This is a genomic window from Xanthomonas sp., from assembly GCF_017163755.1.
Taxonomy (GTDB): domain Bacteria; phylum Pseudomonadota; class Gammaproteobacteria; order Xanthomonadales; family Xanthomonadaceae; genus Xanthomonas_A.
Genome location: NZ_JAFIWC010000004.1, coordinates 71,057 through 91,060 on the forward strand (window position 1 = coordinate 71,057; position 20,004 = coordinate 91,060).

Consider the following 20,004-nt stretch of genomic DNA (forward strand, 5'->3'; position numbering starts at 1 on the left):
ACGCCCGCAAGCGGCACGCAAGATTCACCAGCAGCGGTCCGCGAGCTCCGGCGGGTAGGCGCCGACCACGTGCCAGCGCCTGCCATTCGAAGCGCGCCAGCCCGCCATAGTCGCCATCGACAGCGCCCGGCGCGCTTGATGCACTCACTGCAATGCGTGCGCCTTGCGCGCATGGAGGCGGCGGCGAGAAGCCATGAACTCAGTGGCCGGCGGCTCCACTCGCCAGCGCGCCGTCTGGCCGCAGCGGCATGCGCGCGTCGGCACGGAAATGGTCGACCGCGCGCGGGATCCGTCCCATCGCCATCGCCTGCGACAGGGATGGCACGCCCGCGCGGAACGCAGCTGCAACCGCTCGCGATGCCGGTGGCACCCGCGTCCAGGCGCTCAATGACCCTGCGGCGCCTGGCGCTGCGGCTCGAACAGGTAGCCCTTGCCGCGGACCGTGCGTATCCATTGCGGCACCAGCGGATCGTCGCCCAGCTTCTGCCGCAGCCGCGACACCTGCAGGTCGATGCCGCGCCCGCCGTTGCCGGCGGTGCCGGCATTGCCGCCGGCGCTGTCGCCCTCGCCGATCGCCGCGCGCAGGTCCTGCCGGCTGAGCACGTTGCCGGGCTGCTCCAGGAACACCGCCATCAGGCGCAACTCACTCGGCGACAACGGGATGGCCCGGCCGTCCGGCGCCACGGCCTGATGCCGGTAGGCGTCGACCTGCCAGCGGCCGTCGCCGGCGTCCGGCACCGCGGCCGCGGCCGCGGCGGCGCGGGTGCGCCGCAGCACCGCGTGCAGGCGCGCGACCAGTTCGCGCAGATCCAGCGGCCGGCTCAGATAGTCGTCCGCGCCCAGGTCCAGGCCGACGACGCGATCCACCGGCTCGGCATGGTCGGACATCATCACGATCGCGATGCCGCCGCGGTCGCGCAGCTGCCGGCACAGGGTCAGTCCTTCGCCGCCGCCCAGGCTCGCCTGCAGCAGCACCGCGTCGTAGCGTTCGCCCGCCAGCCGCGCATACATCTGCACGCCGTCGTCGGCGGCGTGCGCCTGCAAGTTGAAACGGGCCAGATATTCGCCGATCCGGTCGCGCAAGGCCGCGTCGTCGTCCACTACCAGGACTTTCGCCAACCACCTGCTGTTGTCAGAGGCCACCTGTGTCGTTCCGATCCACGGCTCCGGGATGGCCGCATTGGCGCATTGGACGCGGTAGGCGCCGACGCCGCAAGCGTTTCGCTACCAGTCCCTCGGGTCAGTCGGAAGGCGCGAGTTGCTGCTCGATCCGGATCGCCAGCAGCTCACCGCCACCGCTCAAAGCGAAGCGCCGCCGGGCCGGCGCGGCCAACCAGGCGCTGTCGCCGGCCGCCAGCGGCGGCAATCCGGACCCCACGTCGAAGCTCGCCTGCCCTGCCAGAAGATGAACGGCCCAACAGACGTCCGGGTCGGCGAAGAACAGCATCGGCCCGACCAGCGGCCGATGCAGCAGTTCCGCGCGCAGGCGGTCGCGGCGCCACATCAGGTTGAAATCGTGGGTCGGGCCGTCGACCAGTTCGCCGACCAGCGCGCGTTCGCCAGCGAAGCGGAACCGGTCGTGGGGCGGTTCGAGCAGCTGGGTCTGGCCATCGTCGAAACGCAGCCGGAGACCGGCGCCGCGAAGCAGCACCAGCTCGCGTTCTATTCCGGGGAACGCCGAAAACGCCGCATCCTGCTCGATCTCGGCGATCGACAGCCGCAACAGCCAGTCCTCGCCCTGCGCCGGCAGCCGCAGGATCTCGCGGGTCCAGCCCAGGCCGTTGCGCCAGCGTTCGCGGCGGTAGTCGTTGGCGGGAATCACCCGCGAAGGCACGTGGCTCAGGTCCATCGATGCATTTTTGCATGATCGCGGGCAGGCGCACCGGCAACGCATGCGGCGATCGATGGTGCGGAGGGCGCTGGCCAATCGCCGGCCAACGACGAGGCGGATCCCGTGAGATCCCATGCAGACGGCGCGATGTCGCATCCCGCCGGCACCGAAGCCTCGCCCCCCGAATCCGAAGTTCCGCCCCGGCTACGCCAGGCAGGTACCGGGTCGCTGTCCGGCGACTGCTACTGCGCTCGGCCGTGCCGAACGCGGTCAGAGGCGATGGCGTCACGCCTTGCGCGATGGACGCTGGCGTACAGGCCGAAGCGCCCATCCCGAATCCCCACTCCCGAATCCCTGCCCCACAAAAGACATCGCCCGGCTGCACGTCAATGTGCAACACCGGGCGACGATGTACCTCCTTGTCGGCTTCCTGCCTTCCCCCTGTGCGTCCTGGCTCAGTGAGGTCGCGACCGCGCATCCAGCGCCAGCCGTATCCCTTGTCCCTTCAACGCCTTTCCACCGGCTTGGCGGCTGCCGTCCTGGCGGCCGTCTGCGTGGGTGCCTTCGTGGCGCCCACTTCGATCCGGTCATGGTTCCGTTCGACCGTCTTGAGCCCGATTCCCTTCACCAGCGCCAGGTCCTCGACGCTCTTGAAAGGTCCGTGTGCCTGTCGGTAATCGACGATCGCCTGGGCCTTGGAGGCCCCCACATTCATCAACACCCGGTCCAGCTCCGCTGCGCTAGCGGAATTGATGTTGACCTTGTCGGCGGCGAACGCCGAGCCGGTCAGCAGCAACATCAGGACCAGAGACTTCAGGGTCACGATAAAAGACTGCATTGCAACACTCCTTGTGGCTGGGATGAGATCTTCACCGGCGACTCCTGCCGGCGTAGAAAGCATCGCTCGCCACATGGGTACAGCCTATCGCCGGGCTGCCGGCAAAACAGCAGGTAAACAGCGCGCAGCCGTGTAGGAAAAATCCTACAAAGCCCCTGCGGCGTAGAATGGGCGCATCCACTTTATGCATGCATCGGAGCAGCCCATGGACAGCGCCAAGATCGACCGTTTCCTGAGCGAGAAGTGGGACGACGACATCGTCCCGCAACTGGTCGATTACATCCGTATCCCCAACAAATCGCCGATGTTCGACACCGATTGGGTCGCCCATGGCTATATGGACGATGCGGTGGCGCTGATGGAGCGCTGGGCCCGCGCGCAGGCGATCCTGGGCCTGCAGGTCGAGGTGGTGCGGCTGGAAGGCCGTACGCCGCTGATCTACCTGGAGGTGCCGGCCAGCGGGCCGGAGACCGGCCAGGACACGGTGCTGCTGTACGGCCACCTGGACAAGCAGCCGGAGATGACCGGCTGGGACGCCGACCTGGGTCCCTGGACGCCGGTGCTCAAGGGCGACCGCCTGTACGGGCGCGGCGGCGCCGACGACGGCTACGCGATCTTCGGCTCGCTGGCCGCGATCCAGGCGCTGCAGGACCAGGGCGTGCCGCATGCGCGCTGCGTGGTGCTGATCGAGGCCTGCGAGGAATCGGGCAGCTACGACCTGCCGGCCTATGTCGACCACCTGGCCGCGCGCATCGGCAAGCCGTCGCTGGTGGTGTGTCTGGACTCGGGCTGCGGCAACTACGAGCAGCTGTGGTGCACGACGTCGCTGCGCGGCCTGGCCGGCGGCAACTTCAGCGTCAAGGTGCTCAGCGAGGGCGTGCACTCCGGCGACGCGTCCGGCGTGGTGCCGTCCAGCTTCCGCGTGCTGCGCGCGCTGCTGTCCCGGCTGGAGGACGAGACCACCGGCAAGATCCGCGTCGAGGGCCTGTATTCGGACATCCCGGCCGAGCGCCTGGCGCAGGCGCGCAAGGTCGCCGAGGTGCTAGGCGATGAGGTCTACAGCAAGTTCCCGTTCCTGCCGGGGATGACGCCGATGCACGAGGACCTGACCGAACTGGTGCTCAACCGCACCTGGCGCCCTGCGCTGTCGGTGACCGGTGCCGACGGCTTGCCGGCGCTGGCCTCGGCCGGCAACGTGCTGCGCCCGGAAACCGCGGTGAAGCTGTCGCTGCGGCTGCCGCCGACGCTGGACGGCAAGCGCGCCGGCGAGCTGCTGAAGGAAGTGCTGCTGCGCGACCCGCCCTACGGCGCCGAGGTGTCGCTGGCGCTGGAGAAATCCTCGTCGGGCTGGAACGCGCCGGCACAGTCGCCGTGGCTGACCGGCGCGATCGAGGCCGCCTCGCAGGCGGCGTTCGGCAAGCCGGCGATGTACATGGGCGAAGGCGGCTCGATCCCGTTCATGGGCATGCTCGGCGAGAAGTTCCCCGGCGCGCAGTTCATGATCACCGGCGTGCTTGGCCCGCATTCCAATGCGCACGGTCCGAACGAGTTCCTGCACATCCCGATGGGCAAGCGGGTGACCGCGTGCGTCTCCAAGGTCATCGCCGAGCACCGCGCGGCCAGCGTGCGCGGCGAGACCACCGGCAGCGCCGCGGTGGCCGGCGGCGAGCAGCACGGCGACCACGGCTGCTGCTGAGCGGGCGACGGCGGTGGCCGCGCCCGCTTCGCGCTTCGATGTCGGACTAGGGCCTGTGAACGCTATCGGATAGGCCACGCCGTGCTTGGGCGCGTGCGGTGCAAGCAAGAGCGAGGGAGCTTATGCAGATAAGACCCGAGCGATGACGCCGCACCGGGCGCGCCCAAGCGCAGCGTGGCCTATCCGATCGCGTTATAGCCGCCCCGCGCGGGGTCGGCCGCGCCTGCACGGGCGCTTAAGCGCGTCGCCGGCGGCGCCTGCCTGCACGCCGCGCCGCGTCCGGATCTGGCACGATCCGCTTCACCTTCCGCGTTCGGTACGCCTCCATGCACAACCTGTTCGGCAGCGACAGCTGGCTGTACGTCATCCTGGTCGGATTCGTGGTCGGCCTGCTGGCGCGCTTCCTGGGCCCGAGCGGCGGCCGCTCCGGCTGCCTGTTCACCGTATTGCTCGGCATCGCCGGCGCGCTGGTGGCTGGCTGGTTCGGCCACTACATGGGCTGGTACAGCCGCGGCGAACCGGCTGGCTTCCTCGGCGCGCTGCTCGGCGCCATCGCCCTGCTGGCGGTGCTGCGGCTGTTCCTCGGCAAGCGCTGAGCGCGGCGGCTCGCCACGCCGCGGCCGCGCGTTTACGCTGTGCGGCCCGTTCCACCGCCGGCTTCCCGATGAGTGCCACTCCCGACGTCACCGACTCCCGCGCCGACCTGCGCCTGGCCTGGGCGCGCAGCGTGCTGGGCGACGCCGGCGCGACGCTGCACCGCGCCTCGGTCGACGCCGGCTTCCGCAGCTACTGGCGCAGCCAGGGCGGCGGCTCCAGCCGGATACTGATGGATTCGCCGCCGGACCTGGAGGACGTGCGCCCATGGCTGCGCATGCACGCGCTGTTGCGGCAAGGCGGCGTGCGCGTGCCGGCGATACTGGCCGCCGATCCGGACGCCGGCCTGCTGCTGCTCGAAGACCTGGGCGGCCCGACGCTGGCGCAGGTGCTCGACGACGCCTCGGCCGACGTTCACTTCGACGCGGCGCTGGGGCAATTGCTGCGGCTGCAGGCGATCGCGCCGCCGCCGGAGCTGGGCGTGTTCGGCGAGGCGCTGCTGCAACGCGACGCGGGGCTGTTCGAGGAATGGTTCCTGCGCCGGCATCTGGGCCTGCAGCTGGACTGCGCCGAACTGGACGCGCTGGAGCTGGTCCAGCGCCGGCTGATGGACAACGCGCTGGCGCAGCCGCGCGTGCTGGTGCATCGCGACTTCATGCCGCGCAACCTGATGCCGGTCGCCGACGGCCCGGCGGTGCTGGATTTCCAGGACTGCGTGCTCGGGCCGGTGGCCTACGATCCGATCAGCCTGTTCAAGGACACCACGGTCAGCTGGCCGCTGGCGCGCGTGGACGCCTGGCTCGCCGGCTACCACGCGCGCGCCGCGCAGGCCGGGATACCGCTGCCGCCGTTGCCGCGCTTCCTGCGCGACGCGGACTGGATGGGCGTGCAGCGCCAGCTGAAGAACCTGGGCATCTTCTCGCGCCTGAACCACCGCGACGGCAAGGCCTGGTACATGGCCAACGTGCCGCGCTTCATCGGCTACCTGGACGAGGTGCTGCCGCGCCATCCCGAACTGCAGCCGCTGGCGTGGCTGCTGGACGCGCGGATCAAGCCGGCCCTGGCGCAGCGCGCGGCGGCGCAGGCATGAAGGCGCTGATCTTCGCCGCCGGTTTCGGCGAACGCATGCGCCCGCTGACCGAACGCACGCCCAAGCCGCTGCTGGCGGTGGGCGGCACGCCGCTGATCGTCTGGCACCTGCGCAAGCTGGCCGCGCTGGGCGTGCGCGAGGTGGTGATCAACACCTCGTGGCTGGCCGCGCAGTTCCCGCAGGCGCTCGGCGACGGCGCCGCGTTCGGCCTGCGCATCGCCTATTCGTACGAAGGCGCCACGCCGCTGGAAACCGGCGGCGGCATGCTGCACGCGCTGCCGCTGCTCGGCGACGAGGCGCCATTCCTGCTGGTCAACGGCGACATCTGGACCGACTTCGATTTCGCGCGGCTGTCGCCGGCGCCGGACGGCCTGGCGCAGCTGGCGATGGTCGATCCGCCGGCCTACGCCAGCCACGGCGATTTCGCGCTGCACGCCGACGGCACGCTACGCAGCGACGGCGCGCCGCTGCTGACCTATGCCGGCATCGGCGTGTACCGGCCGGCGCTGCTGCGCGACTGGCCGGCGGCGTTCGACGTGCCGCCCGCCGAGCACGGCACGCCGCCGCGTTTCGCGCTGGCGCCGATCCTGCGCGCGCGCATGGCCGACGGCCTGATCCGGGGCCTGCATCATCGCGGCCGCTGGACCGACGTCGGCACGCCGCAGCGGCTGGCGGAATTGGAAGGGGAGCTGGGGGGGGAGCCGGGACTCGGGACTCGGGACTCGGGACTCGGGAAAAGCTGAGCGTACAGGCGAAGCCATGCCGCGGCTGGGGGGCTTTTCCAGAACCGAATTCGATCGTCGACCTCGCGCTGACGTGAGCCCGATGGGATTCAGCTTTTGCCGAGTCCCGAGTCCCGAGTCCCGAGTCCCGACCGTTCCAACACCCGCCGCAAGAAAGGCACCGTGACCCGCCGCTGCGCCGCCAGCGATTCGCGGTCCAGCCGTTCCAGCAGCGCGACCAGGCTGGCCAGGTCGCGCTCGGCGTGGGTCAGCAGCCAGTCGATCGCCGCGTCCTCCAGCACCAGGCCGCGGCGTTGCGCGCGCTCGCGCAGCACCGCCGCGCGGCCGGCATCGTCCAGCGGCGACAGCGCGATGCGCGTGCACTGCGACAGCCGCGAGCGCAGGTCCGGCAGGCTCAGCGCCAGCCCGTCGGGCATCGCCTGCGCGGTGTACAGCACGGTGCCGCCGGCGCTGCGCGCGCGGTTGTGGAAATCGAACAGCGCCACCTCGTCCTCGCGCTGCCCGGCGATCGCCTCCAGGCCGTCGAGCGCGAGCACCTCGCGCCCTTCCAGCGCCTCGAGCGCATCGCGCAGACGCCCGGCGGCCGCGTGCAACGGCAGGTACGCCGAACTGCGTCCGGCCTGTTCGGCGGCCGCGCACAGCGCCAGCGCCAGGTGGGTCTTGCCGGTGCCGCCGGCACCGGCCAGGTACACCCAGTCGCGCGCCTGCCCGCTCGCCAGCGCCTGCAGCTGCGCCAGCAGCCCGTCCGGCGCGCCGACGTAGCGCTCCAGGCGCTGCTCCGGCGGATAGCGCAAGGCCAGCGGCAGCTGCGGCACGCTCACGCCGGATCGGAATCGCGCGGCGGCGATTCGATCACCGAGCGATCGCTGGAATCGAGCAGGATCGCCGACGGCTCGCCGGCGTACAGCTCGCTCTGCTTGTAGCGTGCGTGCACGTAGTGCAACAGCACGTTGGCCACCGCCGCCACCGGCAGCGCCAGCAGCATGCCGAGGAAGCCGAACAGCTGGCCGCCGGCCATCACCGCGAAGATCACCGCCACCGGATGCAGGCCGATCTTGTCGCCGACGATGCGCGGGGTCAGCACGTAGCTCTCCAGCAGCTGGCCGACGGTGAACACCACCCCGACCAGGATCATCAGCTGCAGGTCGAAGCCCTTGGCCTGCACCAGCGCGGCCAGGATCGCCAGCAGGATGCCGGTGGTCGCGCCCAGGTACGGGATGAAGCTGATCAGGCCGGCGACGATGCCGATCAGCAGGCCCAGCTTCAGCCCGACCAGCGACAGGCCGCCAGCGTAGATCACGCCCAGCGCCAGCATCACCAGGAACTGGCCGCGGATGAACGCGCCGAGCACGTCGTTGGACTGCTGCGCCAGGCGGCTGACGGTGCCGATGTGGTTGCGCGGGATGGTCGCGGCCACGCGCTCGACCAGCAGGTCCCAGTCGCGCAGGAAGTAGAACGTCAGGATCGGCAGCAGCACCAGGTTCACCACCCAGGTCACCATCGCGAAACCCGAGCGCGACAGGTAGCCGAAGAAGGTCGCCGCGACGCCGCCGGCCTGCTGCCAGTGGCCGCGGATCCAGTCGATCAGCCGCTCCGGGTCCAGCCAGGCCATCAGCTGCAGGCCGGTCTTCTGCTCGGCCCACGGGATCGCGGTGCTGATGAACCAGTCGCGCGCCTGCGGCAGCACGTCGATGAAGGTGACGATCTGCCGCTCGAGCATCGGCACCAGGATCACCAGCGCCAGGGTCAGCAGCAGCAGCATCAGCACGAACACCAGCGTCACCGCCATGTTGCGCGAGCGCCCGGCGCGTTCCAGCCGGTCGACCAGCGGGTCGCCGAGCCAGCCCAGCAGCAGCGCCAGCACGAACGGGGTCAGGATCGGCGCCAGCAGCCAGATCACCCACAACACGCCCAGGATCACCGCGGTGACCTTCAGCCGGCGCAGGAACAGCGCGATTTCCGCTTCCGGTGACAGCATCATTTGAGGCGGTACTCCGCGCGCTCGCCATTGAGGATCACCGGGCCTTCGGTCGGCACCGACACCGGCTGCAACGGGCCATCGCTGCCGAGCATGCGGTTCAGCCCGGAGATGCCGCTGAGCAGGTCCAGGTCCAGCTCCAGGCGGTCGCCGCTGGCCTGGACCGGCACGATGCGCCGCACCACCGAGGTATTCTGCAGCACCGAGGACAGCCGCAGGTAGTCGTCGGCGCTGCCGATGCCGGTGACGCTGACGCGGTAGACGCCGGCCGGCCCGGCGCTGGCGGCCTTGGCATAGCGCCGGACCAGCGCATCGGCGGCGCCGTCGGCGCCGGCCGCCATCGCGCGGCGCGCGTCGGGATCACTGATCGACCAGTTCGCCAGCACCTTGCCGCCGTCGACGAACACCCAGTCCGCGGTCCAGCCGCCGGCCTTGCCGCGGTACAGCTTGCCGACCAGTTGCATCGGCGGGCTGTAGCGCGCCGAGGCGCTGGCCACCGCCGCCGTGTCCTGGCGCCAGATCGCGCCGACCAGCGCCTGCTCGGCGGCGCTGCCGGTGGGCAGGCCGAGCCGGTAGCCACGCTCGATCGCCCGGTCCAGCAGGCTGCGCGCGGCGTTGGACTGCTGCACCCCGACCAGCCGCGGGCCGCTGCCGTCGTCGATCGCCAGCCACACCACCGGCTTGGGCCGCGGCTGCGGCCAGATCGGCAGGCCGAGCGCGGCGGCCAGCCCGTCGACGTCGTCCTGGCGGAAGCGCGCCACCAGGGTGGTGCGGAAGGTCGGCGCGCCGCTGGGCGAGGTGCCCTGGTCCTGGCGGTAGTCGTAGCTGTCGACGAAGTTCTTGGCGTTGCGCAGCGCCGGCCCCACGCCGGGGCGCGACATCACCGAACGGTCGCCGGAGATCTTGCCGAGCACGCTGCCCAGCGCGCGCGCCAGGGCGCCGTTGCGGTCGCCCTCGCTCTGGCTGTTGACCGGCACCTCGGCATCGTAGGGACCTTGCGCACCGGCAACGTCGCCTTCGGTGCGCAAACCGGCCTGGGCCAGGGCGGCCGCGGCGGGGAGGCACAACGCGAAAGACAGGAGTAAGGCAAGGCTGCGGCGCATCGAAGTTTCCATTGCTGGGCGTATCCGGGGCGAATTGTTGCCCGAATGCGGCCGTAGCGCCAACGTGGCCTGTTAAAATCGCCGTCTTTCCGCCACCGCCACCGCCCGTGACCACTCCCCAGCCTCCCGCCGCCACTCCGTTGACCTACCGCGACGCGGGCGTCGACATCGATGCCGGCAATGCCGTCGTCGAACGCATCAAACCCTTGGTCAAGCGCAGTTTCCGCCCCGAGGTGATGGGCGGGCTGGGCGGTTTCGGCGCGCTGTTCGACCTGTCCGGCAAGTACCGCGAGCCGGTGCTGGTGTCCGGTACCGACGGCGTGGGCACCAAGCTGAAGCTGGCGCAACAGCTCGGCCGCCACGACACCATCGGCATCGATCTGGTCGGCATGTGCGTCAACGACGTGCTGGTGCAGGGCGCCGAGCCGCTGTTCTTCCTCGACTACTTCGCCACCGGCAAGCTCGACGTGGAGACCACCGTGGCGGTGGTCGGCGGCATCGCCCGCGGCTGCGAACTGGCCGGCTGCGCGCTGATCGGCGGCGAGACCGCGGAAATGCCCGACATGTACCCGCCGGGCGAGTACGACCTGGCCGGCTTCACCGTCGGCGCGGTGGAGAAGTCGCAGCTGCTCGACGGCGCCAGGGTGCGCCAGGGCGACGTGCTGCTGGGCATCGCCTCCAGCGGCCCGCATTCCAACGGCTACTCGCTGATCCGCCGCATCTACGACCGCGCCGGGCGTCCGGCCGAGCTGCAGGTCGGCGGCACGCGCCTGGCCGACGCGCTGATGGCGCCGACCGCGCTGTACGTCAAGCCGATCCTGTCATTGCTGCGCGGCGAGCATGCCGACGGCATCCACGCCATGGCGCACATCACCGGCGGCGGCCTGACCGAGAACATCATCCGCGTGATCCCCGACGGCCTGGGCCTGGACATCCGCGCCAGCGCCTGGACCCCGCCGCCGGTATTCGAGTGGCTGCAGCGCGAAGGCGCGGTGGCCGACAGCGAGATGTGGCGCACCTTCAACTGCGGCATCGGCTTCGTGCTGGTGGCCGCGCCCGAGCAGGCCGCGGCGCTGGGCCGCAGCCTGGACGCGCTGGGTCTTGCGCACTGGCCGATCGGCGAGGTGGTCGCCGCCGCCGGCGACGGCGAACGCGTGCATATCGGCTGAGCCGCATGGCGGCGAGCAAGCGCGCATGGCTGGCGCTGACGCTGGCGATATTCGCCATGAGCTGGATCCGCCCGCTGTGGCCGGCCGAACAGGCGCTGCACAGCTCGCTGGCGGTGCTCGGCATCGCCTGGCTGGTCTGGCACGACCGCCGCTGGCCGCTGCGCAGCGTCCAGTTCGCCGCGATCTGCGCGTTCATCAGCGTGCACAACATCGCCGCGCACTGGCTGTATTCCAACGTGCCGTACGACCAATGGCTGCGCGCGACGATCGGCTGGTCGCCGAACGCGACGTTCGGCTGGCAGCGCAACCATGCCGACCGGCTGATCCACCTGCTGTTCGGGCTGTGCTTCGCCCCCGCCCTGCGCGACCATGCGCGGCAGCGCTGGCCGGCGCTGTCGCCGCGCCAGGCGTTCGTGCTGGCGACGATGGCGATCATGTGCGCGAGCCTGGTCTACGAATGGATGGAATGGCTGATCGCGCTGCTGCTGTCGCCCGAGCAGGCCGAGTCCTACAACGGCCAGCAGGGCGATCCGTGGGATGCGCACATCGACATGCTGCTGGCCACGCTGGGTTGCGCGAGCGCCTGGCCGTGGCGCCGTGCCGGCCGTCCCCTTCCCTCGCCGCGCTAGAGACCCGACGATGTCCCTGCCCCCGCCCCTGCCCGTTTCGGGCATCGACCGCGCAGAATCCCTGCGCGCCGAATCCGAGCTGCACACCCTGGCGACCCTGTACACGGTGATGGCCGCGCTGCAGGGCCTGATGCTGCTGCTGGTGGGCGGCTTGCTGGCCTTCGGCGTCCAACGCGAGGCCACGCTCAACGCCAGCGGGCAAAGCGCCGACCAGGCCGCCGCCGGCATGTTCGCGATCGGGCTGCTGTCGGTGCTGCTGCTGGTGGGGCTGGTTTCGCTGGTGCTGAAGACGCTGACCGCGCGCGCGCTGCGCCGGCGCCAGCGGCTGCTGCTGTGCAACGTCACCGCGGTGGTGACCTGCCTGGGCTTCCCGCTGGGCACGGTGCTGGGCATATGGACGCTGCTGGCGCTGCAACGCCCGGCCACCGCCGCGCTGTTCGGGAAGCCGTAGCCGATGGCGATGCGCCTGGCGGTGCTGGTCTCCGGCCGCGGCTCCAACCTGCAGGCGCTGCTCGATGCGATCGCCGCCGGCGAGCTGGACGCGCAGCCGGTCGGCGTGTTCTCCGACCGCCCGCAGGCGCCGGCGCTGGCGAAGGTGCCGGCGGCGCTGCGCTGGTCGGCCGCGCCCAGGGCCTTCGCCGACCGCGCGGCGTTCGACCTGGCGCTGGGCGACGCCGTCGCCGCTGCGCGTCCGGACTGGGTGGTGTGCGCCGGCTACATGCGCATCCTCGGCGACGGCTTCGTGCAGCGTTTCGCCGGGCGGCTGCTGAACATCCATCCCTCGCTGCTGCCTAAGTATCCCGGGCTGCACACGCATGCGCGCGCGCTCGCCGCGGGCGATCGGGAACATGGCGCCAGCGTGCATTTCGTGACCCCGGCGCTGGACGCCGGCGAGGTGATCGCGCAGGCGCCGATCCCGGTGCGCCCCGACGACACGCCGGAATCGCTGGCGCAGCGCCTGTTGCCGCAGGAACACCGGCTGCTGCGCGAAGTGCTGAAACTGGCCGCCGCCGGGCGCCTGGCTGAACGGGACGGCAGGGCCTGGGTGGACGGTCAGTGCCGGTTTAGTCCCCTGCGCCTAGATTGCACGGGTAAGCTGACAAGCTGAATGCGTTGAACCCGTCCGTCACAACAGCACGCCATCCTGTCCGGCCTCCTCCTTTCCCAGCGACCCCCATGAAGCCCTTCCCGCGCCCGTTCGCCTTCCTCGCCGCGACCGCGCTGTGCGCGCTGCTGCCGGCCGTCGGCGGATCGGCGCAGCAGTTGCCCGCCTCGGCGCCGGCCGCGCCGGCCGCGGACGCCACGGCGTGGACGCCGCCGCCGCTGCAGCCCTTCGTCGCCACCTACCAGGCCTTCTACAAGGGCAAGCAGGCCGGCGACGCGCGCATGGAAGTCGCCCACACCGGCGGCGACCAGTGGCGGGTGGACCTGGGCGTGCAGGGGCGTAGCGGCTTCGCCAGCGTGCTCGGGCTCAACCTGGAGCAGAGCACCGTGTTCAAGGCGCAGGACGGGCGCTACGTGCCGCAGAGCCAGAGCACGGTGAAGAAGGCCATCTTCTTCGGCAAGAAGGTCACCGGCGTCTACGACTGGAGCCAGGGCGTGGCGCACTGGGACGGCGACCTGAAGAAGGACCGGCAGCAACCGATCCCGCTGCAGCCCGGCGACCAGAGCGCGCTGCTGCTCAACCTGTCGATCATGCGCGATGCGCAGCCCGGCAAGACCATGACCTACCGCTACGTCGACGTCGGCCGCGTGCGCGAGCACGTCTACCACGCCGCCGAGCAGACCGAGACGGTGCAGGTCGGCGAGCTGAGCTACGACGCGCTGCGCGTGTCGCGCACCAACGGCGGCAGGAATGAGACCATCCTGTGGATCGCCAATGGCGTGCCCACGCCGGTGCGCATCCTGCAGCGCGAAGACGGCGAAGACCGCATCGACCTGCGCCTGACCGAATACCAAGGAGTCTGACCCATGAAACGCATCGCCCGTCCCCTGACCGCGCTGGCCGCCGCGGCGCTGGCCCTGGCCAGCCTGCCGGCCCTGGCGCTGGAACCGTTCAAGGCGGACTACCAGGCCAACTACATGGGCATGCAGGCCAATGGCGTGATGACCCTGACCAGCGAAGGCGCCAACCGCTGGCGCTACAGCCTGGCGATCAAGAACCAGGTCGCCGACCTGAGCCAGAGCACCGTGTTCGAGGAAAAGGGCGGGCAGATGCGGCCGCTGAGCAGCGACGACCGCTCGGTGTTCCTGGTCAAGAAGAAGGCGGTGACCGCGAACTACGACTGGAGCACCTCGCAGGCGACCTGGGCCGGCGACGTCAAGCCCGAGCGCCGCGGGCCGGTCAAGCTGCAGCCCGGCGACATGGACGCGCTGCTGATCAACCTGGCGGTCGCGCGCGACGTCAACGCCGGCAAGACCCCCAGCTACCGCATGGTCGACGAGGGCCGCGCCAAGCCGATGACCTACCGCGTCGCCGGCAAGGAGAACATCACCGTCAACGGCAAGACCGAGCAGGCCACCAAGGTGACCCGCAGCGACGGCTCCAAGGAGATCGTCGCCTGGATCGTGCCGGACATGCCGGTGCCGGTGCGCATCCTGCAGCGCGAGAACGGCCAGGACGCGCTGGACCTGACGATCAAGTCGCTGCGCTGAGCGGTGCGGCGCGCGGGCGCCGGCCGCGTATCGCGGGAATTCCACCGAACGCAAAAAAGGGCGGACCGATCGGTCCGCCCTTTTTGTTGTGCGCTCGGGGGCGCGCCCGGCTTGGCCGCCATTCGCAGCGTCGACCCCGTGTGCATCGAGGCCAGGTTCCGTGTGCGGCTGACGCCGACGCCCGCCAACGCGCGGGCGGGAGCAGCGCCCGCTGGCCTTATTTCTTCGCGTCTGCGGCCGGCGCGAACACGGTGCGGCAGTCCACCCGGATCTGCTCGCCGCTGCCGCGCCAGTAGAACGCGCTGCACTGGCGCGGGCCTTCCTCGGTGCGGCTGACGCCGACCGCGTAGAACGCCTGGGCGATCTCGCTGCGGCTGACCTGGCCGTCGCCGTTCCAGTCCATGTCGCGCTGCTCGATGCCCTGGGTGATGGCGATGCCGGCATGCCAGGCATAGGCCACCCAGGCCAGCAGCAGCACCACGATGGCCAGCAGCACCTTGCGCCGGGGGGTGAAGCGTCCGCGCAGGATCATGCGATGCGCCGGATGGACGCGCCCAGCGCCCCCAGCTTCTCCTCGATGTTCTCGTACCCCCGGTCCAGGTGGTAGATGCGGTCGATGGTGGTGTCGCCGTCGGCGACCAGGCCGGCCAGGATCAGCGACGCCGACGCGCGCAGGTCGGTGGCCATCACCGGCGCGCCGCTGAGCCGCTCGTGGCCGCGCACGATCGCGGTGTGGCCCTCGACCTGGATGTCCGCGCCCAGGCGCAGCAGTTCGTTGACGTGCATGAAACGGTTCTCGAAGATCGTCTCGTTGATCACGCCCACGCCGTCGGCCACGCAGTTGAGCGCCATGAACTGCGCCTGCATGTCGGTGGGGAACGCCGGGTACGGCGCGGTGGTCAGGCTGACCGCGCGCGGGCGCTTGCCGTGCATGTCCAGGCGGATCCAGTCGGCGCCGGTCTCGATGGTCGCCCCGGCCTCGGCCAGCTTGTCGAGCACCGCGTCGAGCGTGTCGGCACGCGCGCGGCGCACGGTGACGCTGCCGCCGGTCATCGCCGCGGCGACCAGGAACGTGCCGGTCTCGATGCGGTCGGGCAGCACCGCATGGCGCCCGCCGGACAGGCGCTCCACGCCCTGCACCACGATGCGCGAGGTGCCGGCGCCTTCGATCCTGGCGCCGAGCGCGATCAGGCAGTCGGCCAAGTCGGTGACCTCCGGCTCCATCGCCGCGTTCTCCAGCACCGTGGTCCCGTCGGCCAGCGCCGCGGCCATCAGCACGTTCTCGGTGCCGGTGACGCTGACCATGTCGAACACGTAGCGGCCGCCCTTCAGCCGGCCGTTGCTGGTCGCCTTGATGTAGCCGTTCTCCACGCCGATCTCCGCGCCGAGTGCCTGCAGGCCCTTGATGTGCTGGTCCACCGGACGCGAGCCGATCGCGCAGCCGCCCGGCAGCGACACCTCGGCCGCGCCGAACTTGGCCAGCAGCGGGCCCAGCACCAGGATCGAGGCGCGCATGGTCCGCACCAGTTCGTACGGCGCGACGTGCTGGTCGACCTTGCGCGGATCGACGGTGATCGCGCTGCCGCGCGCCAGGGTGCCTTCGTCGATGGTGACTTCGGCGCCCAGTTCGCCGAGCAGCTTCACCGTGGTGATCACGTCGTGCAGGTGCGGCACGTTGGTGATCTCCACCGGCGCATCGGCCAGCAACGTGGCACACAGGATCGGCAGCACCGCGTTCTTGGCGCCGGAAATGTTCACTTCACCGTGCAGCGCGTTGCCGCCGGTCACTACGATTTTGGCCATGGTCTCGGGGGATGTGAGGAAACAGGAACGGGAGCGCGCAGGGGGCTGCGCGCCGGTCAGGCGGCCTGGTCGGGCGTGAGCGTGGTCAGCGCCAGCGCGTGGATCGCGTCGCCCATCAGATCGCCCAGCGTGGCATAGACCATGCGGTGCCGCGCCAGCGGCAGCTTGCCGGCGAAGGCCTCGCAGACCACGGTCGCCTCGAAGTGCACGCCATCGTCGCCCTGCACCTGCGCGCGCGCGCCGGGCAGGCCGGCCTCGATCAGTTTACGGATGGTTTCGGCGTCCAACGGGCTTTCCTAATAAAATGATCGGCCATTCTACCCTCCGAGCGGCATCCGCATGGCTGTATCGCCCCTTTCCGCCGACGCCGTCGGCGATGCCAGCCTGGTCGCCAGCGGCCGCCGCGTGGTCGAGATCGAACAGGCCGCGCTGGGCGCGGTCGGCGCGCGCATCGGCGCCGAGTTCGCCGCCGCGTGCCGGCTGATCCTGGGCTCGCGCGGACGCGTGGTCGCCACCGGCATGGGCAAGTCCGGACATGTGGCGCGCAAGATCGCCGCCACCCTCGCCTCCACCGGCACCCCGGCGTTCTACGTGCATCCGGGCGAGGCCGGGCACGGCGACCTGGGCATGATCACCGACGCCGACGTGGTGCTGGCGCTGTCCTATTCCGGCGAATCGGACGAGATCCTGATGCTGCTGCCGGTGCTCAAGCGCCAGGGCAACGCGGTGATCGCGATGACCGGCCGCGCGCAATCCACGCTGGCGCGCGAGGCCGACCTGCACCTGGACGTCAGCGTGCCCGCCGAGGCCTGTCCGCTCGACCTGGCGCCGACCTCCAGCACCACCGCCTCGCTGGCGCTGGGCGACGCGCTGGCGGTGGCGCTGCTGGACGCGCGCGGCTTCACCGCCGACGACTTCGCCCGCTCGCACCCGGCCGGCAGCCTCGGCCGGCGCCTGCTGCTGCACATCACCGACGTGATGCACGGCGGCGACGAGCTGCCCAAGGTGGGCGAGGACGCCAGCCTCAGCGAGGCGCTGGTGGAGATGAGCCGCAAGCGCCTGGGCATGACCGCGATCGTCGACCGCGACGACCGCCTGCTCGGCCTGTTCACCGACGGCGACCTGCGCCGCACCCTGGACAGCCCGCTGGACGTGCGCCAGACCCGCATCGCCGACGTGATGACCCGGCAGCCGCGCACCATCGGCGCCGACCAGCTCGCCGCCGAGGCGGCGCGGCTGATGGAAACCCACAAGATCAACGGCCTGATCGTCGTCGACGGCGACGGCCGCGCGGTCGGCGCCTTGAACATTCACGACCTGTTGCGTGCCAGGGTGGTTTAACAGCCTGAACCCGTTGCGCCTTTCCGCCCCCGCCGCGCCGTCTGGCCGGCGCCTGGAAAGCCGTCCTCCCCGCCCCCATCCTGCTGACCGATGCCTTATTCCCCGCTTGCCGACTTCCCTTCCGAACTGATCGCCCGTGCCGAACGGATCCGGCTGGCGTGCTTCGACGTCGACGGCACGCTGACCGACGGCCGCCTGTACTACGACCGCGACGGCAACGAGAGCAAGGCCTTCCACGTGCTCGACGGCCAGGGGCTGGTGCAGTTGCGCCGGCACGGCATCGAGGTCGCGCTGATCACCGCCCGGCCCAGCCTGGCCGCGGAAAAGCGCGGCCAGGAGCTGGGCCTGCTGGTGCAGATCGGGGTCAAGGACAAGCTCGCCGGCGTGCGGGCGCTGTGCGACGAGCGCGGGCTGGGCCTGGACCAGGTGTGCTTCATGGGCGACGACCTGCCCGACCTGGCGCCGCTGCGCGCGGTCGGCCTGGCGGTGGCGCCGTCCAACGCGCACCCGTGGACCGCCGAGCACGTGCACTGGCGCACCCGCGCGCGCGGCGGCGAAGGCGCGGCGCGCGAGCTGTGCGACGTGCTGCTCGCCGCGCAGGGCCATGTCCCCGCCCTGCTGCAGGAGCACGGCGCATGAACTGGCGCAGCGTGCTCGGCGGCGTGCTGCTGGTCGCAGCGGTGGTCAGCGGCTGGTCGGCATGGCGGCAGCGCGCCAAGCCGGTGGCCGAGGCCGGCGAGGAGGCGCGCTCGGACTACGTGGCGCGCGACTTCGAGATCATCACCCTGGACAAGCAGGGCAAGGAATCGATGACCTTGCGCGCGCCGCAGATGGAGCGCAGCCGCGCCGACCAGACCCTGTCGATCGTGACCCCGCTGTTCCTGCTGCCCGACGCCAGCGGCCAGCACTGGGAGATGCGCGGCGACACTGGCTGGGTCAGCGCCGATGGCGACGAACTGCGCTTGCGCGGCAATGTCGCCGGCGACAGCCCCAAGGTCCCCAGCATTCCGCCCACGACCTTCCGCACCCAGAGCCTGGACGTCTTCCCGCGGACCAACCTGGCGCGCACCGCCGCGCCGGTGACCATGACCCGACCCGGTATCATGCAGACCGGCGTCGGCTTCGAAGCCAACTTGAAGACCCAGCAGTACAAGCTCCTCTCACAGGTCAAGACCCGCTATGAACCGAACGCTGCCCGCTAAGCTCGCGCTGCTCGCCCTGCTGCTGCCCGCAGCGGCCATGGCCAAGACATCGGACCGCAACCAGCCGATGAACATCGACGCCAACTCCAACGACTGCAACCTGACCAACGACAACGGCAAGTGCCGCTTCGCCGGCAACGTCGTCATCACCCAGGGCACGCTGGAGATCCATGCCGACACCGCCGACATCTTCCAGAGCAACGGCGAGGTCGACCGCGTCGTGCTCAACGGCAAGCAGGCCACGCTGAAGCAGGAACTGGACGACGGCTCGCCGATGGACGCGGTCGCCGACAACCTGGACTATAAGGTGTCCACCGACACCATCGTGCTGACCGGCAACTACCGCATGACCTCGCCGAAGGGCACCAACGCCGGCCAGCGCATGGTCTACAACACCAAGACCGGCAACATGCAGGGCGGCGGCGACGGCACCCGCGTGCGCACCGTGATCCAGCCGAAGAACCCGGCGCCGGCGTCCGGCGCCAAGCCGGCGGCCAAGCCCGCCGCCGCGCCGGCCAAGGCCCCGGCGGGCAAGGCGCCGGCCAAGACCGCCCCGGCATCGCAGGGAGGCCAGTGATGCTGCTCGCCGAGGGCCTGCGCAAGCGCTACAAGCAGCGCGAGGTGGTCCGCGACTTCGGCCTGACCCTGGAAGCGGGCGAAGTGGTCGGCCTGCTCGGCCCCAACGGCGCCGGCAAGACCACCTGCTTCTACATGATCGTGGGCCTGGTCGAGGCCGACGCCGGGCGCATCGTGCTCGACGGCCGCGACATGACCGCCGACCCGATGTACGCGCGCGCCAAGCTCGGCGTCGGCTACCTGCCGCAGGAACCGTCGGTGTTCCGCAAGCTCAGCGTCGCCGACAACATCCGCCTGGTGCTGGAACTGCGCGAGGACCTGGACCGCGCCGGCCAGGAACGCGAACTGGCCTCGCTGCTGGACGAACTGCAGATCGGCCACGTCGCCGAGCAGATGGGCGCCAGCCTGTCCGGCGGCGAGCGCCGCCGCTGCGAGATCGCCCGCGCGCTGGCGGCCAAGCCGCGGCTGATGCTGCTCGACGAACCGTTCGCCGGCGTCGACCCGATCTCCGTCGGCGAAATCCAGCGTATCGTCACCCATCTCAAGCAACGCGGCATCGGTGTGCTGATCACCGACCACAACGTGCGCGAAACCTTGGGAATCTGCGATCGTGCGTATATCCTCAACGAAGGCAGCGTATTGGCGCAGGGGTCGCCGGACGCGTTGCTGGCCAATACCGATGTGCGCCGCGTGTACCTGGGGGAAACCTTCAGGCTCTGACCGCGCGGCCGTCTCGACACGCTCCCTTCGTTCGGC

At 70.7% G+C, this 20,004-nt stretch carries 24 protein-coding genes; 15 read left to right on the top strand and 9 right to left on the bottom strand.

Going from position 1 to position 20,004, the window contains the following annotated elements; genetic code table 11:
* Positions 1–384: 384 nt before the first annotated feature.
* The 3 genes from JR065_RS04010 to JR065_RS04020 form a co-directional block, all read right to left on the bottom strand.
* Positions 385–1,119 (bottom strand): response regulator transcription factor, encoded by a 735-nt coding sequence (locus JR065_RS04010; protein ID WP_241093365.1) that lies wholly within the window; start codon positions 1,117–1,119, stop codon positions 385–387.
* A gap of 121 nt (positions 1,120–1,240) precedes the next feature.
* Positions 1,241–1,849, bottom strand: coding sequence for a HutD/Ves family protein (locus JR065_RS04015; protein ID WP_206232532.1), 609 nt, complete (start codon positions 1,847–1,849; stop codon positions 1,241–1,243).
* 487 nt (positions 1,850–2,336) lie between these two features.
* A complete protein-coding gene (locus tag JR065_RS04020; RefSeq protein ID WP_206232323.1) occupies positions 2,337–2,744 on the bottom strand; it encodes a ComEA family DNA-binding protein in 408 nt (135 codons plus the stop codon).
* Between the two features lie 130 nt (positions 2,745–2,874).
* Here JR065_RS04020 and JR065_RS04025 point away from each other — a divergent pair, with 130 nt between their 5' ends.
* The 4 genes from JR065_RS04025 to murU all read left to right on the top strand — a co-directional run bounded on the left by JR065_RS04025 (position 2,875) and on the right by murU (position 6,792).
* Positions 2,875–4,365 carry a M20 family metallopeptidase gene (locus tag JR065_RS04025; RefSeq protein ID WP_206232325.1) on the top strand — a complete coding sequence of 497 codons (1,491 nt, stop codon included), beginning with the start codon at positions 2,875–2,877 and terminating at the stop codon, positions 4,363–4,365.
* 326 nt (positions 4,366–4,691) lie between these two features.
* Positions 4,692–4,961: a GlsB/YeaQ/YmgE family stress response membrane protein gene (locus JR065_RS04030; RefSeq protein WP_206232327.1), complete on the top strand. Its 270-nt coding sequence runs from the start codon at positions 4,692–4,694 to the stop codon at positions 4,959–4,961.
* 68 nt (positions 4,962–5,029) lie between these two features.
* Entirely contained in the window at positions 5,030–6,049 is a 1,020-nt protein-coding gene (locus JR065_RS04035; RefSeq protein WP_206232328.1) for an aminoglycoside phosphotransferase family protein, read from the top strand.
* On the top strand, positions 6,046–6,792 hold the full coding sequence (murU, locus tag JR065_RS04040; protein ID WP_206232330.1) for an N-acetylmuramate alpha-1-phosphate uridylyltransferase MurU: 747 nt from the start codon (positions 6,046–6,048) through the stop codon (positions 6,790–6,792). Before JR065_RS04035 ends, murU begins: the two co-directional genes overlap by 4 nt.
* A gap of 89 nt (positions 6,793–6,881) precedes the next feature.
* Here the strand turns inward: murU and hda are convergent, their stop codons facing one another.
* Genes hda through JR065_RS04055 form a run of 3 tightly spaced genes read right to left on the bottom strand, consistent with a single transcriptional unit; the run spans position 6,882 to position 9,885 of the window.
* Positions 6,882–7,613, bottom strand: coding sequence for a DnaA regulatory inactivator Hda (gene hda, locus JR065_RS04045; protein WP_206232332.1), 732 nt, complete (start codon positions 7,611–7,613; stop codon positions 6,882–6,884).
* Positions 7,610–8,773 (bottom strand): AI-2E family transporter, encoded by a 1,164-nt coding sequence (locus tag JR065_RS04050; RefSeq protein WP_206232334.1) that lies wholly within the window; start codon positions 8,771–8,773, stop codon positions 7,610–7,612. The genes hda and JR065_RS04050 overlap by 4 nt, the downstream gene beginning before the upstream one ends.
* Positions 8,770–9,885 (bottom strand): DUF2066 domain-containing protein, encoded by a 1,116-nt coding sequence (locus JR065_RS04055; RefSeq protein WP_206232336.1) that lies wholly within the window; start codon positions 9,883–9,885, stop codon positions 8,770–8,772. The genes JR065_RS04050 and JR065_RS04055 overlap by 4 nt, the downstream gene beginning before the upstream one ends.
* Before the next feature lie 95 nt (positions 9,886–9,980).
* Here JR065_RS04055 and purM point away from each other — a divergent pair, with 95 nt between their 5' ends.
* The 6 genes from purM (at position 9,981) to JR065_RS04085 (ending at position 14,326) form a co-directional block, all read left to right on the top strand.
* The gene (gene purM / locus JR065_RS04060) at positions 9,981–11,042 is read left to right on the top strand and encodes a phosphoribosylformylglycinamidine cyclo-ligase (RefSeq protein ID WP_343237243.1); all 1,062 of its coding nucleotides are present in this window, start codon (positions 9,981–9,983) and stop codon (positions 11,040–11,042) included.
* Between the two features lie 5 nt (positions 11,043–11,047).
* Entirely contained in the window at positions 11,048–11,671 is a 624-nt protein-coding gene (locus JR065_RS04065) for a DUF2238 domain-containing protein (RefSeq protein ID WP_206232337.1), read from the top strand.
* A 10-nt stretch (positions 11,672–11,681) separates the two neighbouring features.
* A complete protein-coding gene (locus tag JR065_RS04070; protein WP_206232339.1) occupies positions 11,682–12,122 on the top strand; it encodes a hypothetical protein in 441 nt (146 codons plus the stop codon).
* 3 nt (positions 12,123–12,125) lie between these two features.
* Positions 12,126–12,779, top strand: coding sequence for a phosphoribosylglycinamide formyltransferase (purN, locus tag JR065_RS04075; protein WP_206232341.1), 654 nt, complete (start codon positions 12,126–12,128; stop codon positions 12,777–12,779).
* A gap of 68 nt (positions 12,780–12,847) precedes the next feature.
* The gene (locus JR065_RS04080) at positions 12,848–13,639 is read left to right on the top strand and encodes a DUF3108 domain-containing protein (protein ID WP_206232343.1); all 792 of its coding nucleotides are present in this window, start codon (positions 12,848–12,850) and stop codon (positions 13,637–13,639) included.
* A 3-nt stretch (positions 13,640–13,642) separates the two neighbouring features.
* Positions 13,643–14,326 carry a DUF3108 domain-containing protein gene (locus JR065_RS04085; RefSeq protein ID WP_206232345.1) on the top strand — a complete coding sequence of 228 codons (684 nt, stop codon included), beginning with the start codon at positions 13,643–13,645 and terminating at the stop codon, positions 14,324–14,326.
* A 217-nt stretch (positions 14,327–14,543) separates the two neighbouring features.
* On the opposite strand, the gene JR065_RS04090 is transcribed toward JR065_RS04085, so the two are convergent.
* Genes JR065_RS04090 through JR065_RS04100 form a run of 3 tightly spaced genes read right to left on the bottom strand, consistent with a single transcriptional unit; the run spans position 14,544 to position 16,416 of the window.
* Positions 14,544–14,858 (bottom strand): EF-hand domain-containing protein, encoded by a 315-nt coding sequence (locus JR065_RS04090; protein ID WP_206232347.1) that lies wholly within the window; start codon positions 14,856–14,858, stop codon positions 14,544–14,546.
* Complete coding sequence (gene murA / locus JR065_RS04095) at positions 14,855–16,129, bottom strand: UDP-N-acetylglucosamine 1-carboxyvinyltransferase (RefSeq protein ID WP_206232349.1); 1,275 nt, start codon at positions 16,127–16,129, stop codon at positions 14,855–14,857. Before murA ends, JR065_RS04090 begins: the two co-directional genes overlap by 4 nt.
* A gap of 56 nt (positions 16,130–16,185) precedes the next feature.
* The gene (locus tag JR065_RS04100) at positions 16,186–16,416 is read right to left on the bottom strand and encodes a BolA family protein (RefSeq protein WP_206232350.1); all 231 of its coding nucleotides are present in this window, start codon (positions 16,414–16,416) and stop codon (positions 16,186–16,188) included.
* 52 nt (positions 16,417–16,468) lie between these two features.
* Here JR065_RS04100 and JR065_RS04105 point away from each other — a divergent pair, with 52 nt between their 5' ends.
* The 5 genes from JR065_RS04105 (at position 16,469) to lptB (ending at position 19,968) form a co-directional block, all read left to right on the top strand.
* Positions 16,469–17,470 carry a KpsF/GutQ family sugar-phosphate isomerase gene (locus JR065_RS04105; protein WP_206232352.1) on the top strand — a complete coding sequence of 334 codons (1,002 nt, stop codon included), beginning with the start codon at positions 16,469–16,471 and terminating at the stop codon, positions 17,468–17,470.
* Between the two features lie 90 nt (positions 17,471–17,560).
* Positions 17,561–18,109 (top strand): KdsC family phosphatase, encoded by a 549-nt coding sequence (locus JR065_RS04110; RefSeq protein WP_206232354.1) that lies wholly within the window; start codon positions 17,561–17,563, stop codon positions 18,107–18,109.
* Entirely contained in the window at positions 18,106–18,672 is a 567-nt protein-coding gene (gene lptC / locus JR065_RS04115; protein ID WP_206232355.1) for an LPS export ABC transporter periplasmic protein LptC, read from the top strand. The genes JR065_RS04110 and lptC overlap by 4 nt, the downstream gene beginning before the upstream one ends.
* Complete coding sequence (gene lptA, locus JR065_RS04120) at positions 18,650–19,249, top strand: lipopolysaccharide transport periplasmic protein LptA (protein ID WP_206232357.1); 600 nt, start codon at positions 18,650–18,652, stop codon at positions 19,247–19,249. The genes lptC and lptA overlap by 23 nt, the downstream gene beginning before the upstream one ends.
* Positions 19,249–19,968 (top strand): LPS export ABC transporter ATP-binding protein, encoded by a 720-nt coding sequence (gene lptB, locus JR065_RS04125; RefSeq protein ID WP_206232359.1) that lies wholly within the window; start codon positions 19,249–19,251, stop codon positions 19,966–19,968. Before lptA ends, lptB begins: the two co-directional genes overlap by 1 nt.
* Positions 19,969–20,004: the final 36 nt, after the last annotated feature.

Coding starts and splice junctions, on each gene's coding strand:
- JR065_RS04015 (WP_206232532.1), bottom strand. CDS start 1,849: ATGGACCTGAGCCACGTGCCTTCGCGGGTGATTCCCGCCAACGACTAC.
- JR065_RS04020 (WP_206232323.1), bottom strand. CDS start 2,744: ATGTGGCGAGCGATGCTTTCTACGCCGGCAGGAGTCGCCGGTGAAGAT.
- JR065_RS04025 (WP_206232325.1), top strand. CDS start 2,875: ATGGACAGCGCCAAGATCGACCGTTTCCTGAGCGAGAAGTGGGACGAC.
- JR065_RS04030 (WP_206232327.1), top strand. CDS start 4,692: ATGCACAACCTGTTCGGCAGCGACAGCTGGCTGTACGTCATCCTGGTC.
- JR065_RS04035 (WP_206232328.1), top strand. CDS start 5,030: ATGAGTGCCACTCCCGACGTCACCGACTCCCGCGCCGACCTGCGCCTG.
- murU (WP_206232330.1), top strand. CDS start 6,046: ATGAAGGCGCTGATCTTCGCCGCCGGTTTCGGCGAACGCATGCGCCCG.
- JR065_RS04050 (WP_206232334.1), bottom strand. CDS start 8,773: ATGATGCTGTCACCGGAAGCGGAAATCGCGCTGTTCCTGCGCCGGCTG.
- JR065_RS04055 (WP_206232336.1), bottom strand. CDS start 9,885: ATGGAAACTTCGATGCGCCGCAGCCTTGCCTTACTCCTGTCTTTCGCG.
- JR065_RS04065 (WP_206232337.1), top strand. CDS start 11,048: ATGGCGGCGAGCAAGCGCGCATGGCTGGCGCTGACGCTGGCGATATTC.
- JR065_RS04070 (WP_206232339.1), top strand. CDS start 11,682: ATGTCCCTGCCCCCGCCCCTGCCCGTTTCGGGCATCGACCGCGCAGAA.
- purN (WP_206232341.1), top strand. CDS start 12,126: ATGGCGATGCGCCTGGCGGTGCTGGTCTCCGGCCGCGGCTCCAACCTG.
- JR065_RS04080 (WP_206232343.1), top strand. CDS start 12,848: ATGAAGCCCTTCCCGCGCCCGTTCGCCTTCCTCGCCGCGACCGCGCTG.
- JR065_RS04085 (WP_206232345.1), top strand. CDS start 13,643: ATGAAACGCATCGCCCGTCCCCTGACCGCGCTGGCCGCCGCGGCGCTG.
- JR065_RS04090 (WP_206232347.1), bottom strand. CDS start 14,858: ATGATCCTGCGCGGACGCTTCACCCCCCGGCGCAAGGTGCTGCTGGCC.
- murA (WP_206232349.1), bottom strand. CDS start 16,129: ATGGCCAAAATCGTAGTGACCGGCGGCAACGCGCTGCACGGTGAAGTG.
- JR065_RS04105 (WP_206232352.1), top strand. CDS start 16,469: ATGGCTGTATCGCCCCTTTCCGCCGACGCCGTCGGCGATGCCAGCCTG.
- JR065_RS04110 (WP_206232354.1), top strand. CDS start 17,561: ATGCCTTATTCCCCGCTTGCCGACTTCCCTTCCGAACTGATCGCCCGT.
- lptC (WP_206232355.1), top strand. CDS start 18,106: ATGAACTGGCGCAGCGTGCTCGGCGGCGTGCTGCTGGTCGCAGCGGTG.
- lptA (WP_206232357.1), top strand. CDS start 18,650: ATGAACCGAACGCTGCCCGCTAAGCTCGCGCTGCTCGCCCTGCTGCTG.
- lptB (WP_206232359.1), top strand. CDS start 19,249: ATGCTGCTCGCCGAGGGCCTGCGCAAGCGCTACAAGCAGCGCGAGGTG.